The following is a 14,411-nucleotide window of genomic DNA, read 5'->3' on the forward strand; positions in this document are numbered from 1 at the left end:
CGGCGCGTTCCAGCAGCTGCCTGCGCCACTCCGTCACCTGGTTGGGGTGTACGTCGTGCTTCTGTGCGATCTCGGCAATCGTCTTGCCATCGGCCAAGGCCTCAATCGCCACCTTGGCCTTGAAGGCCGCTGAGTGGTTGCGGCGGGGTCTCTTGCTCATCTTCTGCTCCTGTCATGCCGGGCTCTATCCTCGCCCATCGGAGCAGCCTATCCACTTTGCAGCGTGTTCAAATTTGCGCGGCCGGCTCTGTTTTGACGGCAGCCGCGCCAACCTTCCCTAAGGGGCAGTAGACAGCGAGTTCGGCGGAGCCCAAAGTGCGCATTGACCTCCGATGAGCACCATCACTCCTTTCTATGTTGCCGTCGTCGAAGACGACGAGAGCCTTTGCCGATCACTTGGCAGGCTGCTGCGCGCGTCGGGCATGCAGCCGATCACCTACGGCTCGGCAGAAGAGTTCCTCGCAGACACGAAGAAGCCTCGGTTCGACTGTCTGTTGCTCGATATCCAGCTCGGGGGGCTGTCGGGCATTGAACTGGCGCGGTGCCTGGTCGGGGAAGGCCGACATGCGCCGTTCATTTTTATCACCGCGCACGACGACCCGGAAATGCGCGCCGCGGCGCAAGCCGTCGGCTGCGCGGCCTACTTTCTCAAAAATGAGGCCGGAGCCGATGTGCTCGAGGCGATCCGGCGCGTGGCTGGCTGAGCATGGATATCTTCCATCGACATTGGACGCGTATCTGTGGGCGGAGCGCTAGAAGCTCACTGCCAGTCCGGCCGAGAATCCCGAGACGTTGTGGCCGAACATGTGGCGCAGCACGAGACGCGTGCGGGTGATGTAAAGGTCGTGCGCGCTCGAATCGAGTTCGAGTCCGACCCCGACCGAACTCAAAGAGGAGAATCCCAGCACCCCGGCCTGGTCGCCAAGATAGCGCGTGTAGGCGTACTCCAGTACATAGCGTACCGGGCGCTCCAGCGCCGTGAAGCCGGTCGGAGCCCGATAGCGGCTCCACAGGCTGGCCGTGATGGCGTCGGCGCGGCCCTGTACCGCCGGCGAACTGCTGCCGTAACTCTGCAGCCGCATGTTGGTGTAGCGCAACTCGACGTCGATTTCGCTCTCGGGCCGATAGCGCTCGTAGTCCAGCATCAACGAGCCGCCGAGGCCGTAGGCGTTGAGATGACCCCTGTCGAGGAAATCGAGCTCGGGCCCGGAGTTCCGGCCGAGAAGGACTCTGGCTATCGCCAGGTCGCTTGCGACGCGACCGAGCGCGAGATTGGCGATCGGCCTGAACTTAAGATCCGGCATCACAGGGAAGTCCCACCCCATGCCGCCGGTCAGCGCGCCGTTGTTCCACTTCACCGGGATCGCACGCTCCTCACGGCCGTTGCTCGCATAGAACGTGGGGTCGTAGCGGCTCGCGGCAATGCCACCCTCCAGGTAGAGCGGTAACGACTGGCTGACGGTGAACCCGCCAGCGAGCTGCGACATCGCAATCGTCGGATTACCGGTCTGCGGGCTGGAGATCGACAGCGAACTCGAAACGAGATCCGGCACGACCGAATAGCTCATCAGTGCGAGCACGCTGTTGACGCGCTGCCGAAGCTTGCCCTCTGTCACGATGAAGTCGGCTGGCTGCTGTGCCTTCGCGCAAGGGACGAAGAGCGTGGCGCCAAGCGCGAGGGCCAGCGGGATGAACCTCATGCATCGAAATCTGAAGGAGGGAGGGAGAAAGGCCGGCATCAGGCGACCGGCATGGAAGCCCCGATGCTGCTGATCGGAGGCACTCTTCCTTGACGTTCTTCGCTCCACTGAGCGTAACAACAGAGGCCCTCCCCCACACCTTCCCCTTCGGGCAGTAGACGGCGAACGCCCTCCAAGCCCACAGTACGGATGAGACTCGCGCTGCGTCGAGGCCGTGGCTACACCATCAAGTAAACCAAGCGAATCAAGTGAAGCCTGAAGTTGCACCCCACCGACCCTATGAGTCCAATCACCTTCGCCCATACCCAACGCAGGAATCCTTGTCTTCATTTCCGCGGCATGACCGCAGCACTCGCGCTCGCCATGGGCGTGCTGGCGCCGACGCTGTCCGCCGCACAGACGTTGCAGGTCGACCCCGTTGTCGACAACTGGCGGAATAGCCTGTCGGTGTACGGCTATCTGCCAAGCCTGAGCGGCTCGACGAGCGCACCAGCGAGCACGGGTGGCGCGTCCATCAACGTCAGCGCTGACAAGATCATCGACAAGCTGAAGTTCACGTTCATGGGTTCGTTGGACGCGCACAACGGGAAGTGGGGCTTCTTCACCGATCTCATCTATCTCAACCTCGGCGGCAGCAAGGACCGCAGCCCCTACTTCGCGATCGGGGATGTCGGGCTCTTGGCAATCATCACGGCGGATCTCGGCCTGGACCTCAAGGGTTCGATCTGGACATCGGCGGGCGAGTACCGCGTGGTGTCCGATCCGGCGTTGACGCTGGATCTGCTCGCCGGCGCGCGCGTCAAGGACCTCAATTTCAGCGGACCGATGCTCGGCGCGACCTTCCGTTGGTGATGGGACTCAACGTCGTGTACTGCCCGAAAGGGAAGGTGCGCACGCCGTCCCACCGGGCATGTTCACCACCTGGGTGCCGATCGGCAAGTTGGGGTGACCCACATAGGCGGGCTGCTGGACGACGATGACCGACGGCTGTTGGACCACGACCGTGGCGGGGCGTGCCGCTGTCGCAATTGCTTCATCACATCCTTGTCAATGGACGTGCTGAAGGTCTGCGAAGCGATGGCTGCGCCAAGCCGCCAGTCCGCGTCGGTGCCATGTCAACGGCGACGCAGACTGCGGGTGCCTGGACCGTGAGCCAATATCGAGCACGAGGAGACCGGACATTCAGCTGACCGGTGCTCTCTATGAGAAGCAAAGCGGGCGCGCCTTCACGGGCCGCCTTTGATTTTCTGGCCAGTTTCGTGCCGGTCGATCAGGGTTGGAGCTCGATCTCGCCCGGTCGCCAGGTCTTGTTGAACCACGGCTCCAGCGGACCGTAGAGGCGCAGCAGCATGAACCAGCCCTTGCCCGGAATCGTCTGCACCCAGTTGTTCTCCATTCCCGCCGGGGCTTTGGGTCCGAAGTAGACGTCCACCGAGCCGTCCGCATTGGTCTTGACACCCTTGCTCTGGCTGCTGACGCTCGGGGCCTTTTGGTCGGTCTGCACCATCGAGCGGGTCTGGTTGTCATAGACGATGACCGACCAGAAATCCTTGACCGGGACGTTGGGTGGCAGGCGCAGCTTGTAGTTCTTGCCGCCATCCAACGGACGGCCCTTCGCATCCTGGACCGACCAGGGGTACTGCGACCCACGGCCCACCATCTTTTCCTCCATCGCCGGCGTCACGGCGATGGCAAAGTAGTAGAAGAAAACGGCACCATCCAGGTTGCTGACGCCGGGCGCCGACTCGAACTTGTAACCACCCAGGAACGGCAGGCGCCACGCACTGTCCGGATAGAAATACGCATCCTTCGGGCGAATCTTGAATGCGATCGTGCGTGCCGTCACCGCGCCGATGTTGGCGGCGTCGGTGAGGATCTTCTTCATCCGCTCATCGGGCGCAAAGGGCTTGCCCTTGACGATGCCAATCGAGGCGAACAGGCCCAAGGTGGTCGGGTCGGAGCCCTCCGCCGGCTCTTCCTGGATGACCTGGTTCAACAAGCTCCAAAACGAATAGTCACCCGGTGCGACGAAGTTCGATGGGAGCCCGGAGGCATTGACGAACTTCATCTGCGGCGGGTTGGCGGCTTCGGCCAAGGGATAGAGGCGCAGGTTCTTCTTGGCCGAATCGATCGCGGGTTGGGTGGAGCCGTCTACGAGGAAAGAGCGAAAGACGAAGTAGTTGCCGAAGGTGCTCGGCCGCAAGACGTGATATCCGGCTGGTATGTCGCCCTTGAATCCGGGCGGCAACAGGAGGTACTTGCCGCCCTCGCCCTTGTCGGCCCCGGTGATGCCGATGTCGCCCACCCACTTGTACCAGAAGTCGTCCACCGTCCCGAGCACCTTGGGCGGAATCTCGGCCACCACCGGACCCTTGCTCGTGTCGACCCACATGAAGTTGTAGATCGTGTTGTCGTTGCCGGTCAGGGCGACGGTCTTCGAATCCATCAGGCCTTCCCAGATCACGTTGGTCTGATTGTCGGGTCCGAACTTGCGCAGCGAGTCGCGCATGCCGGCCTGATTGACGATCGGAATCGCCAGCAAGTAAGCCTGCAGCGCCCGGGAACGGTCCAGGTTGTCGTAGATCTTGTCGACCGTATCGGCCGACGGGTAGCCGTAATTGAGGTTCAGCGTTCCGATCGAGGACTCGATCTTGTTCGGCACCGCGACGCCCGGCGCGATAGGTGTGGTCATCTTGTAGGACTGTGCGAAAGCACTCGTGGCTATCGCTGTGGCGATCGTCACGCCAAATAATATGCGTTTCATGATTTGTGATTTTCCTTTGTCGATTGATGAGTGAGCCATGCCGGACTGGCCTATGGTGCAGGCACCACTTCGTAGTAGACGCCGCTGGACCCGAAATACGGCTTGTACCAGTTCGGACCGGCCTGATAGTAGTGGGTGCCGTTCACGACCATATCCCTCGCCCCACCGGGGATCTGCGCCAGCTGGGTGCCGATCGGCAAGTTGGGGTGGACCCCATAGGCGGGCTGCTGGACGACGATGGCCGACGGCTGTTGGACCACGACCGTGGCGGGGCGCGCCGCGGTCGCGATTGCGGCGCCCACCGCCATTCCGGCGACCGCACCGGCGGCAGCACCACAGCCGTAGCAGCCGGGGGGACGGTAGTAGGGATGATAGTAGGGACGGTGCACGCCACCGACCGCAACAGCGCCGCCGCGCCAGCCGCCCGCAGCGGCGACCCATGCATTCGCAGCAGACAAGGGAGCGAGCGTGCCGGCCACGATCGCGACGCTGATGACGAGTGTCTTGATTTGCTTCATCACATTGTCCTTTGCGTGATCACTTGACTTGTTCGATCTGCTTGAACTCGAGCTTCACCGCACCCTTGGGGACGGACGCGTTGAAGGTCTGCGACGCAACGGGTGCGCCGAGCTTCCAATCAGAGAACTCCACGGTGAACGTCGGTTGACGATCGCCGCTTCGGTAGGAAATGACCATCAGGCGCGGCAGCTTGTCGATGGCGCCGATCCAGACTTCCCAGTCCAGTCCCTCGGCAGTGAACGCCAGGTGATCCGTCTTGACGCCACCGACAGTCGACTGACCGACCCAGAACGCGCTGGAAAGATCCTTTGTCAAGAACGCATAGGGGTCCGGAACGAGAAGATCCAGAAACGGCGTCGTGGCGTCGGACCCCGGCAGCTCGCTCTTCATGAGCGATTCGATGGCGCCGCCCGCTGCCTCGCGTTGCGCATAGAACTTGCGATCCACGCCGATTGCGGTCACCGTCTTGCCGTCGTAGACGATGTCGCTCGGGAACAGGTCTCCACGCGCCGCCACGAACAGCTTGTCGGGCCGCTGCATCACCACGCGCGAAGAAGCGAACAGGCTGACGTACTGCCCGGTCGGAGAGGGCGTCGGGACGATGCCGCGGACCTTGAATCCAAGGGTTTTCGCCCCGGCCAGCGTGTCACTCATGCCCTTGAGCAGACTGAGGGCGCGCTGGTCCTTGAACGCCTTCGCGGGTGCTGCGACCGGCGCCGATGTCTCTTGGGCCAGTGCAATGCGATGGGATGCCAGCAGTGTCGAGGCCGCCAGCAAGGCATAGCCAAGCCGATGACCGGTTCTTTTCAGGTTGAGGTTCATTCAAATTTCTCCAGAACGGGTTGGGACCCAGGGAGCCTGCCTGAGAGGCCCATTGGAGTCCGCTTTGCAGACCCTCGACCGAGTCGATCGCGCCGCTCCTGCCGCGAGGCCGATTCGAGTGATGGGTAAAGGCTTTGGTCCTCATCGACGACCGCTGCATAGACAGGGGTGCTGATACCCATCGTGGGTCCCCAAGCACACTTTGAGCGAGCCCGAGCTCGCTGTCTACTGCCCTTTGGGGAAGGTGTGCACGGACGCCTCTTCCAATATCCTCGGCCTCAACGCGTCGTCCGATTTTTCGCTCGGACGCCGTTTCCTTCGACGTATGTGTTGCTTGCGACTTGGTCACCGTGGCAGATGCTGTTCGTCCAAACTGTGAACACGCGCGAGTTGCTCTCGCAGCACGTCCATCAGCAGACCGGGCACGCGCCCCTCAATGTCAGCCATTCGATCTTGCAGCTCGGCCAAACCGGCCAGCCTGCCAGTTCTCAACGTCACGCCAAACTCGTAAAGCAGACTGCGCAGCTGATAGATCTGCATCGTCCGGAACTTGGTCAGTTGAGTGCGCACTCGGTGCAGCCCCAGCACCGCTTGCTGTTCCTCACTCTTGACCGCCACCGTACGCATGCCAGGCTGCTGAACTGCAGTCCAAATCGCCCGGGCATCAGCAGCGTCGGTCTTGTTGGTTTGCACAAAAGGTCGAATGAACTTGGCGTGCAACAACACTGCTTCGTGGCCAAGCGCGCGAATCTTGCGCGCCCACCAATGCCCACTGCCACACGCCTCAAGCGCGACCCTCCCTGCAGAGCTTTTCGACAAGAACTCAAGCAATTCCGTCCGGCTGAAGCGTCGATTCACGATCTCTCCGGTTTCGGCATCGACCCAGTGCATCTGAAATACGCGCTTTGCAATATCCAGACCATACGTCGTACGATTCAATTCGGCCCTCCGTTCCTGAGGTGGTGGATGAAGACGCCACTTTGGCACCGTTCGGTCCCGGGGTGCCTCTATCCTTGCTGCCATCCCGCCCCGAAGGGCGGCGGGTGTCCATCCCATCTAGATCAAACCCAATTCCCGCGCGCGTGTTACAGCCTGCATGCGGCTCCTCACGCCCAGCTTGCCGTTGATGCGACGAAGGTGGCTCTCCACCGTGTTCTCGCTGATGAACAGGTCACGGCTCAGCTCCTTGTTCGACAATCCATCGGCGACCAGGCGCACGACTTGACGCTCGCGCTCGCTCAGCAGTCCTTCTGCAGCACTCTGGTCCGAAGCAGGAGTCATCGCTGTCAGGGTTGGTTGCACGGCGTCGCAGACGGCGGCCAGATGCGGCGGGTGCACGCCATCGCGCGCGATCATCGCATCGAGCAGGGGCTGAAGGTGCCAGGGCTCGTCGGCCACCACTCGCACGAGTCCCTTGGTGCTGGCGACGCGCAGCGCTTGCTCGAGCACCTCCAGCGCTTGAGGGCGCTTCAGCGCGGCCTCATAAGCTTGTGCCAAAAGGCAGCGCAGGCGCACGGCACGGCGCGTGTGCTGGGCGGCCTCGGCCTGCGTCACCGCCGCCTGCACGCGGGGGATCATCGACGGTGCTGCGCCCGAGCGCATGGCAAGCCGCACGGCCGCAATGAAGCCATCGTCGAGATCGTCGGCATAGAGGAACTGATCGGCTTCGGCCTTCCAGCCGCCGCTATGCTCAATCAACGCCATCAGATGGCGTGCACTCGCCAGGTCGCCGCCCAGCAGTGCCAGTCTCAGCTTCTCCTGCCGGGCCGCAGAGGCAATCCGAGGTATGGCCCAAGCGTCGCCAAGATCCAGCATCTCGGAGAGCGTCTGTTGAGCAGATCGGAAGCGCCCTCGCAGGGCGTGCGTGCGCGCCGCCACCCGGTAAGCGACGATCACGTGATCAGCGGTGCAGGCGTCGCGGATCGTCGGCAGGTAGTCTTCGAGCAGAAGCTCTACCGCTTGCAGGTCGTTCAGTTCGTAAAGGGCTTCGACCAAGTGGGCGGCAGCAACGCCCGATGCGTCCGTAAATCGATACCCCGCGTCGATGATCCTGCGCAAAGTGGCCTCGAAACGCAGGCGCGCTTCGCCGACATTGCCTTGATGCAACTCTATGGCCCCTTCGAAACAGAGGGTGTGATTGAGCCCGTGGATTTCGCCCCCGTAGGCGCGTTTTGCGGTCGCGAGATAGTGCGATGCCTGCGCGTAGTTTCCTCGGCTGATGCACTCGTAGGCGGCAACGTTGAGGACCAAGCCGCGAACTCGCGGTGGGGCATCGTCGAAGCCGCTCACATGGGCGCGGGCGAGCGCCGTGGCTTTGGGTACCTCGTCACCCCACGTGAAAGCAGCCAGCCTTGCGCCCACCAACTCCGAGGCGACGTGCGGATCCAGGGGAGCGCCGCGTTCGACGATGTCGATCAGCCGAATGGCGGCCGGGTGGAATGTTCGGAGCTAGGGTAGATGGTCAGCACCACGACGCGCTGATTTGAAGCTCGCCCGCGGCGCCGTCTTCAGCCCGCGGAGGTAGGACGATCTCGCCCGTTAAGACTCGCCGTCGGGGGACCGGGGAGGGGCATCGCTTTCGGTCTCGCGAGGCGACTTCATCAGGATGACAGACATGGAAGGGCGCACAGGTCGCAAGGTCGTTTCGCGCTTCCTGCCCGACAGGCCTCTGAAGAGCGACGGCCACCAGGCAGAACTGAGCATCGGATTTCCGTTCCTGCACCGGCTGCTGTCGATGTAGTGAGTCTTCGGAGGAGAGCCGCCACCTCGCTGGCCGCGGCACGGGGATGATGGCGATGCCATTCTCGGCGGCGTCGACGATCCGCTCTTTGTAATGACGCTACCACCGCGCTCGCGGGAGGCTGCGAGGGCTTGCGCAACTACGCGTACCTCGATCCGGCCCGAATCCCGATCATCTGCATGGGCAGCATCAAGCGGTGCGAGCCCGCCCTGTGTGGCATCTGCGCCGAGCGGGGGGCCGTGCAGTGCCTCAACCAGTTCCTGGACATTTCCAGCGTAGGCGGTCACGCACCGAGCACTGAATGCGGGTTGCGCCCCGAGTTCGCTGATTCAAGGAAACCGGCAACCCGCTGCACAAGTTCTTCGCCGCGCGCTGGGCAAGACCATGCGCGCGGGTCTATCTCCTTCCGGAGAAACGCCCCTGCCGAAGAGCGATTTGCGTTCATGCGAAATGACCAGTGCCGGGACCCGCCCGGTCGCGGTGCATCGCGCGAAATTCAGGACTTGGTGCTCCGGTATTGGTCCCGCAGCATTTTGATCTGGTCGTGGTTGCGCTGGGTGCCGTCGGCGTGGCGCTGCACCACCGCACGCACCTCGGCCGGGAGGTCTTCCTTCAGCGCCTTGCGGTAGCGCGCGACCGCAGTATCCTCGCCGCGCTCGCACTCTTCAAGCATCGACAGCGGGCTATCGGCACCGACCGTTCCTTTCACGTGCACCCAGCCGCGATGCATCGCACCGCCGACGGTGCCGCCGTGGTTGGGCTTGCCACCGAACTGGCGGACGAGACCAACGAGCTCGGAGGCCGCGCTGGCGCACTGTGACGCGCGGCTCTGGAACAGCTGCTTGAGTTCCGCCGAGTCCACCTCTTCCGCGCACGCGCGGAAGCCGTATTCGCCGTCGCGCGAGTTCTCCAGAAGATCATTCAGAACGTCGACCACTTGATCGTTCGACACCGCGCCTGCGGTGGGGAAGGTTGCGTTGGTATCGCTGGCCATGAGTTGCTCCTTGAAGGGTCGGTCGCCTCAGCGACGGCCGGGTTGAGAAAGAAAACTGCAATGAGCCTTCATGGTTGACATTGCACGGCGCGCGACCTGTCGTCTCGACTCGATGACGTTTGTAAGTCTTGTCCGAGGTGGACATTGCCTTGACTGGCGCAGCGTTCTTGATGGGTTCTTCGATTCAGAACGCCAGAATCGCGATGGTGTCGCCTTGCAAGCCAAGCCGGACGGACCGACTCGCTCCTCCGCGTCGGAGGACAACTTCATCGTCGGACCTTGCGGAATGAGGCCCCCAGGTCACTCAACTCCACGGGTCTTGCGATGGTGATCGAACCCTGCCGATAGTGTGCTGTGCGACGTGGGCGCGTTCTATGAGCTTCTTTCCGCGTTGCGCTTGCGCGTAGCGGCCGCCTTCTTCGCGGAAGCCGAGCGTTGCGCTGCAGTGCGGCTGGCGGCCGCTGCTCCGCCCAGACGACCGCCTTTGCGCGACGGTGCGTGGTTCTCGGGCTGGCCGCGGCCCGAGCCACTCTTCTTTCCGCCGCCTGTTTCGGCGTTTACCGTGGCCCAGGCACGGCGCTCGGATTCGTCCTTGTCAATACCGCGCTGTTCATATCCCTCTTCGATGTGTTGGGACTGACGCTTCTGCTTGTCGGTATAGGATGACTTGTCACCTCGTGGCATTTCGCGCTCCTTGAACGTTGGGTGCCCATGATCAATGGATTGCGATGCAGAGGCCGTCGGTGCCCATTCATCGTGGATGTCAGTTTTGTCCCGCGAGCGAACGGTGTTGCGAGCTGCGACGCAGCCGAACAAGTCGATGCAGTCAAGATCCCGTCCCTTCCCCGCCGGACAATTTCCGCAAAGCTCGCGCTGTGCACGTTCGATGCTGAAGGCCGCCATCCCTCACTCCGGTGCGCCCAGCGCCTTCAAGTGCGCCACGATCGCCTCGCGATGTGCGAGTTCGAATACCCCGGTCACGATCGCCGCCCCGGTGTTGATGCTGCCTGCAAGCGATCGTTCGCTTGGCAAAGTACGATAACTCCGGGGAATCGGATCAAGTCAACGGTGCGATGGTGGAACCGCCCTTGAACGCGATCGCCGCGCCGACTGCGGAAGCCGCTTTCCCGACGGCTCAATCGTCACGCCGATAGCGCCTCGAGACCCGTGGGCGACGTGCTCAGGTCAAACAGCGGAAACTGCGTCGCACCGAGCATCTGTTGCGCGTTCTTGGGTGTGAGCGGACCTTCGCGAACGTTAACCGTCACCATCAGGGCGCAGGGTGTCCGCGCGCGCTGTTTCGGCGCCGATCGAATCTTCCGGCTTCACTATCGTGCCAGCGGCAGCGCCACCCAGTGCGCCGGCAACGCCTCCGAGCGCACCGCCTACCACCACACCGACCGGGCCGGCCACCGCGACGCCAATCGTGGAGCCCGCGGCCGCACCGACGATGACGCCGCCACCCACAAGGACCGAATTTGCCTCGCGCTGTGCTTCCTTGGGCGCCAGAGGAAACTGCGCCGCGGGCCTCGGATCCTGCGACGGAATGCCGTAGCCGGGACGGGCCTGTTCGACCAGGTCTTCGTCAGCAGGTAAAGGGTTCGACGGCGGGGTGGTGGATGGGTTCATGTGCCTCTCCTTAGGAATTCGACGATGAAACGAGCGGGAGACTCGCCGCAGACTCTTTTAACGCTCGCACCGCAGCGGCCCCGCCATCCTGCAGACCTTGAGGCTGTCAGACAAGGTCCAGCAATGTGCCCCGCTGGTTAGCAGTGAGGATGACGACGCGTCGATCTGGCTGTTTTGAGGACCAAACCAGGGCAAGCCCGATCCTTGCTTCAATTGGTAGGAGAGGCCTGACCACCAAAGTCGCGTCTCTCCGGCAACCATGGCCCCAACCCGATTGACAAAATTGGATCCGCTTCAACAGGAGAACATCATGTCCCTTTCCCTCATCCTGCTCATCGTCCTGCTCCTCATGCTAGTCGGAGCATTGCCAAGCTGGGGATACAGTAGCAGTTGGGGCTACTGGCCCAGCGGGGGCGTGGGGTTGATCCTTCTGATTGTGATCGTTCTCCTATTGATGGGGCGAATATAGAAGGAACTGCAGATTCAGCGGCAATCGAGAATTCGTCTCAGCAAATTGAAATGCAATGGAGGCCTGCGGCAGTGCCCAGCATTGGGCGCGCAAGCTGCAGGGCATGGGTCATACCGTCAAGCTCATGGCACCCCAGTTCGTCAAGCCCTACGTCAAGACCAACAAGAATGATGCGGCCAATGCAGAGGCGATCTGCGAGGCGGTGGCCCGGCTGAACATGCGCTTCGTTCCGGTCAAGAACGTCGATCAACAGGCGGTGTTGGCGCTGCATCGAGTGCGCCAGAGCTTCGTGAAGGCTCGTCCCGCCCAGGTCAATCAGATCCGCGGCTTGCTCGTGGAATTCGGGCCCATCATTCCGCAGGGCATCGGCTACATCGCCACGCGCGTGCCGGATCTGAGCGAGGACTGCCCGGAGCGTTTCGCGTGCTCGTGCAACGTCTGCTGGGCCATCACAAAGAACTGGATCGCCAGGTCGATGAACTCGAGGCCAAGATCCAGGCATGGCATCGCGCCAGCGATCCTCAGTTGCAAGCTCGCGCAGGTTCCCGGCATCGGACCGATCACCCGCCAGCGCGCTGGTCGCATCGATCGGCGACGCGAAGAACCTTGAAAGTGGTCGGCAAGCAGCAGCGTGGCTCGGCCTCGTTCCTAAGCAACATTCCTCGGGTGGCAAAGCCAACCTGCTTGGAATGAGCAAGCGGAGGACACTCACCTGCGCACACTGTTGATAACGGAGCGCGAGCGGTGATCTATCGGGCCGGGCAGAAGACGGACTCGTGCAGTTGGATCAACGGCGTGGTCACCCGGCGCAACAAGAAATGTTGCGGCGGTCGCCTTCCTTCGCCAGTTTGGTATAGGCGTGCACGGGCGCGCCTTCCGTGCCAGCCGAGGGTAGGGGATCGTCTGCATTTTCGACGGTGGGCGTGATCTGCGAGAAGATGGCCGCTGGCGAGCAGTTCCTTGACCGTATTGGCAACGACGCTGCCCAGTTCGGGTTCCGACGAAGCCGTCTTCGGGAAGTTCTTTCGCTTCCTGGGCCGTGATGTGAGGTGGCAAGGGCGCAACGTCGGGATCGGTCACGCATTCGAGCAGAACCGGTCGGTCGCAGGCCAGCGCCTTGTCCCACGCGGACGTAGTGCAAATCCTTCGCTCTCTCGAGCGCCACGTCGAGGCCGCCCACGCCGTCGCCCGGATAGAAGTCCCACTCCTTCAGGTGCCACACAAATTCGCTGACGTTCATGACAGCGCTCCTTTCGCGATGTATCGGCCGTTGCCGGCCACTGGCCCGACCGCGCCTGCTGAACGGGCTTCCTGTCAGCCGCGGCCGCAACCGCGCAGACGCTTGCGCTGGCGGGCGCCTTCAAAATAGGGGTGCCGTCCGCTGTCGGAGCCGGATCGCACTCTGTCCGCCTCTCGCCGGCAATGGAGGACGGACAAGTCCCACAAGCATGCGGGTGCCGATGGTTCAGCTTTCGGATCACCGATCGATGCTTCAGGAGAATTTTCATGATCCGCAAACTGGCCTCCGGTCACTACCGCCTCTGCTCGCGAAAGACTGACGCGAAGACCGGCAAGCGCCGCAATCTCGGGACCTTCGATACCCTCGAACAGGCCCGCCAGCACGAGCGCGAAGTGCAGTACTTCAAGCGCCATTGAGGATGGCCACGGACACTCGATATTCGCAGTGCGTCCAGGCCTGCCAAATCTGCGCCATGGCCTGTAACCATTGCGCCTCGTCTTTTCTTCGCGAACCAGGCGCAGAGCGTACGACGCGCTGTATCGCGCTGGACCCGCGTTCGAAGGGAAGGCTGGCATTCTGCGACGACAGGCATTGGGAGATTCAGATTCGAGTGTGATGCGACGCAAGACTGTTGATTTCCATCCAGAAGTGACCCACTGAGCCCGGCGATTTCCATCTAAATCTGACCCACGTAAGAACCCTAACCTGCTGCTTTTAGTGGCGGGAGGACAGGAGTGATTGACGTGGCGACACTGAGTGTCATCAGACGTTGGGCATTGCGTGAGCAACTGTCCATTCGAGAGATAGCCCGACGCACGGGCCTGTCTCGCAACACCATCCGCAAGTACCTGCGCGAGGGCGAGGCGACGCCGAGCTATGCGAAGCGGGTCAAGCAGCGGCGCACCCTCAAGCAGATGCACGCCGACCTGGCTGCGCTCGGCTACCAGGGGTCCTACAACCGCGTGGCGGCCTTCGCGCGGGCCTGGCATGCGCGCCGCCACGAAGTCCAGCAGACCACGGGGCGAGGCACCTTCGTTCCCTTAGCGTTCGGCCCCGGCGAGGCGTTCCAGTTCGACTGGAGCGAGGACTGGGCGGTCATCGGCGGGGAGCGCACCAAGCTGCAGGTGGCGCACTTCAAGCTCAGCCACAGCCGGGCATTCCTCGTGCGGGGCTACCTGCTGCAGACCCACGAGATGCTGTTCGACGCGCATAACTGTGCCTTCGAGGTGTTCGGCGGGGTGCCGCGGCGCGGCATCTACGATTTTGTTCCCGGGAACAAAATCGTAGAGCAGGACGCGGGCGACGCCGAGGGCGGCAAACGCCTCGACGTGACCGCGCAGGAAGCTGTCCATCCGGGCGTCGAGGAAGAAGCGCAGGAAGATGGCCCGCGAGTAGCTCAGCACCATCACGAAGGCCATCAGCGGGCGTCGCGCGCGGCCGATCTGCAGATGACCCAGATGAGCCCAGTCGACTTGCGCCTGTTCACCCGGCAGCGTTCGCAGGCGCAGGAAGGCCTCGGCCGGCGGCCGGGGCC

Annotated in this window: 16 protein-coding genes and 3 pseudogenes; 8 read left to right on the forward strand and 11 right to left on the reverse strand. The window is 62.7% G+C overall.

What is annotated here, in order from left to right; genetic code table 11:
- On the reverse strand, nucleotides 1-160 hold a 160-nt coding region (locus AC1DYD_RS37605; RefSeq protein ID WP_478177853.1), incomplete at its 3' end, for a transposase.
- Between the two features lie 172 nt (nucleotides 161-332).
- On the opposite strand from AC1DYD_RS37605, the gene AC1DYD_RS37610 reads away from it, so the two are divergent.
- A complete protein-coding gene (locus AC1DYD_RS37610; protein WP_478177829.1) occupies nucleotides 333-704 on the forward strand; it encodes a response regulator transcription factor in 372 nt (123 codons plus the stop codon).
- Between the two features lie 48 nt (nucleotides 705-752).
- Here AC1DYD_RS37610 and AC1DYD_RS37615 read toward each other — a convergent pair whose 3' ends face one another.
- Nucleotides 753-1,700 carry a hypothetical protein gene (locus tag AC1DYD_RS37615; protein WP_478177830.1) on the reverse strand — a complete coding sequence of 316 codons (948 nt, stop codon included), beginning with the start codon at nucleotides 1,698-1,700 and terminating at the stop codon, nucleotides 753-755.
- A 339-nt stretch (nucleotides 1,701-2,039) separates the two neighbouring features.
- Between AC1DYD_RS37615 and AC1DYD_RS37620 the strand changes: the two genes are divergently transcribed.
- On the forward strand, nucleotides 2,040-2,552 hold the full coding sequence (locus AC1DYD_RS37620) for a hypothetical protein (protein WP_478177831.1): 513 nt from the start codon (nucleotides 2,040-2,042) through the stop codon (nucleotides 2,550-2,552).
- A 418-nt stretch (nucleotides 2,553-2,970) separates the two neighbouring features.
- On the opposite strand, the gene AC1DYD_RS37625 is transcribed toward AC1DYD_RS37620, so the two are convergent.
- The 5 genes and pseudogenes from AC1DYD_RS37625 to AC1DYD_RS37645 form a co-directional block, all read right to left on the reverse strand.
- A complete protein-coding gene (locus tag AC1DYD_RS37625) occupies nucleotides 2,971-4,503 on the reverse strand; it encodes a DUF1254 domain-containing protein (RefSeq protein WP_478177832.1) in 1,533 nt (510 codons plus the stop codon).
- An 11-nt stretch (nucleotides 4,504-4,514) separates the two neighbouring features.
- Entirely contained in the window at nucleotides 4,515-4,982 is a 468-nt protein-coding gene (locus AC1DYD_RS37630) for a hypothetical protein (RefSeq protein ID WP_478177833.1), read from the reverse strand.
- A 19-nt stretch (nucleotides 4,983-5,001) separates the two neighbouring features.
- Nucleotides 5,002-5,805, reverse strand: coding sequence for a DUF2092 domain-containing protein (locus AC1DYD_RS37635; RefSeq protein WP_478177834.1), 804 nt, complete (start codon nucleotides 5,803-5,805; stop codon nucleotides 5,002-5,004).
- Nucleotides 5,806-6,165: 360 nt separating this feature from the next.
- Nucleotides 6,166-6,744 (reverse strand): annotated as a pseudogene (locus AC1DYD_RS37640) (IS110 family RNA-guided transposase); the annotation flags it as partial.
- Between the two features lie 117 nt (nucleotides 6,745-6,861).
- Nucleotides 6,862-8,166 (reverse strand): helix-turn-helix transcriptional regulator, encoded by a 1,305-nt coding sequence (locus AC1DYD_RS37645; protein ID WP_478177835.1) that lies wholly within the window; start codon nucleotides 8,164-8,166, stop codon nucleotides 6,862-6,864.
- 253 nt (nucleotides 8,167-8,419) lie between these two features.
- Between AC1DYD_RS37645 and AC1DYD_RS37650 the strand changes: the two genes are divergently transcribed.
- Nucleotides 8,420-8,545: a hypothetical protein gene (locus AC1DYD_RS37650; RefSeq protein WP_478177836.1), complete on the forward strand. Its 126-nt coding sequence runs from the start codon at nucleotides 8,420-8,422 to the stop codon at nucleotides 8,543-8,545.
- 496 nt (nucleotides 8,546-9,041) lie between these two features.
- Here the strand turns inward: AC1DYD_RS37650 and AC1DYD_RS37655 are convergent, their stop codons facing one another.
- The 4 genes from AC1DYD_RS37655 to AC1DYD_RS37670 all read right to left on the reverse strand — a co-directional run bounded on the left by AC1DYD_RS37655 (nucleotide 9,042) and on the right by AC1DYD_RS37670 (nucleotide 11,168).
- Nucleotides 9,042-9,539, reverse strand: coding sequence for a ferritin-like domain-containing protein (locus AC1DYD_RS37655; protein ID WP_478177837.1), 498 nt, complete (start codon nucleotides 9,537-9,539; stop codon nucleotides 9,042-9,044).
- A 372-nt stretch (nucleotides 9,540-9,911) separates the two neighbouring features.
- Nucleotides 9,912-10,442 (reverse strand): hypothetical protein, encoded by a 531-nt coding sequence (locus AC1DYD_RS37660; RefSeq protein ID WP_478177838.1) that lies wholly within the window; start codon nucleotides 10,440-10,442, stop codon nucleotides 9,912-9,914.
- 3 nt (nucleotides 10,443-10,445) lie between these two features.
- Entirely contained in the window at nucleotides 10,446-10,571 is a 126-nt protein-coding gene (locus tag AC1DYD_RS37665; protein ID WP_478177839.1) for a hypothetical protein, read from the reverse strand.
- A 225-nt stretch (nucleotides 10,572-10,796) separates the two neighbouring features.
- Nucleotides 10,797-11,168, reverse strand: a complete 372-nt coding sequence (locus tag AC1DYD_RS37670) for a hypothetical protein (RefSeq protein ID WP_478177840.1) — start codon at nucleotides 11,166-11,168, stop codon at nucleotides 10,797-10,799.
- A 310-nt stretch (nucleotides 11,169-11,478) separates the two neighbouring features.
- On the opposite strand from AC1DYD_RS37670, the gene AC1DYD_RS37675 reads away from it, so the two are divergent.
- The 5 genes and pseudogenes from AC1DYD_RS37675 to AC1DYD_RS37695 form a co-directional block, all read left to right on the forward strand.
- Complete coding sequence (locus tag AC1DYD_RS37675) at nucleotides 11,479-11,637, forward strand: DUF3309 family protein (protein ID WP_478177841.1); 159 nt, start codon at nucleotides 11,479-11,481, stop codon at nucleotides 11,635-11,637.
- Nucleotides 11,638-11,692: 55 nt separating this feature from the next.
- A pseudogene (locus tag AC1DYD_RS37680) lies at nucleotides 11,693-12,532 on the forward strand (IS110 family RNA-guided transposase); the annotation flags it as partial.
- A 611-nt stretch (nucleotides 12,533-13,143) separates the two neighbouring features.
- Nucleotides 13,144-13,293 carry a hypothetical protein gene (locus AC1DYD_RS37685; RefSeq protein ID WP_478177842.1) on the forward strand — a complete coding sequence of 50 codons (150 nt, stop codon included), beginning with the start codon at nucleotides 13,144-13,146 and terminating at the stop codon, nucleotides 13,291-13,293.
- Between the two features lie 2 nt (nucleotides 13,294-13,295).
- Complete coding sequence (locus tag AC1DYD_RS37690) at nucleotides 13,296-13,493, forward strand: four-helix bundle copper-binding protein (protein WP_478177843.1); 198 nt, start codon at nucleotides 13,296-13,298, stop codon at nucleotides 13,491-13,493.
- Nucleotides 13,494-13,611: 118 nt separating this feature from the next.
- A pseudogene (locus AC1DYD_RS37695) lies at nucleotides 13,612-14,139 on the forward strand (MerR family transcriptional regulator); the annotation flags it as partial.
- Nucleotides 14,140-14,411: the final 272 nt, after the last annotated feature.

The organism is Variovorax sp. P4_B11, assembly GCF_056402355.1.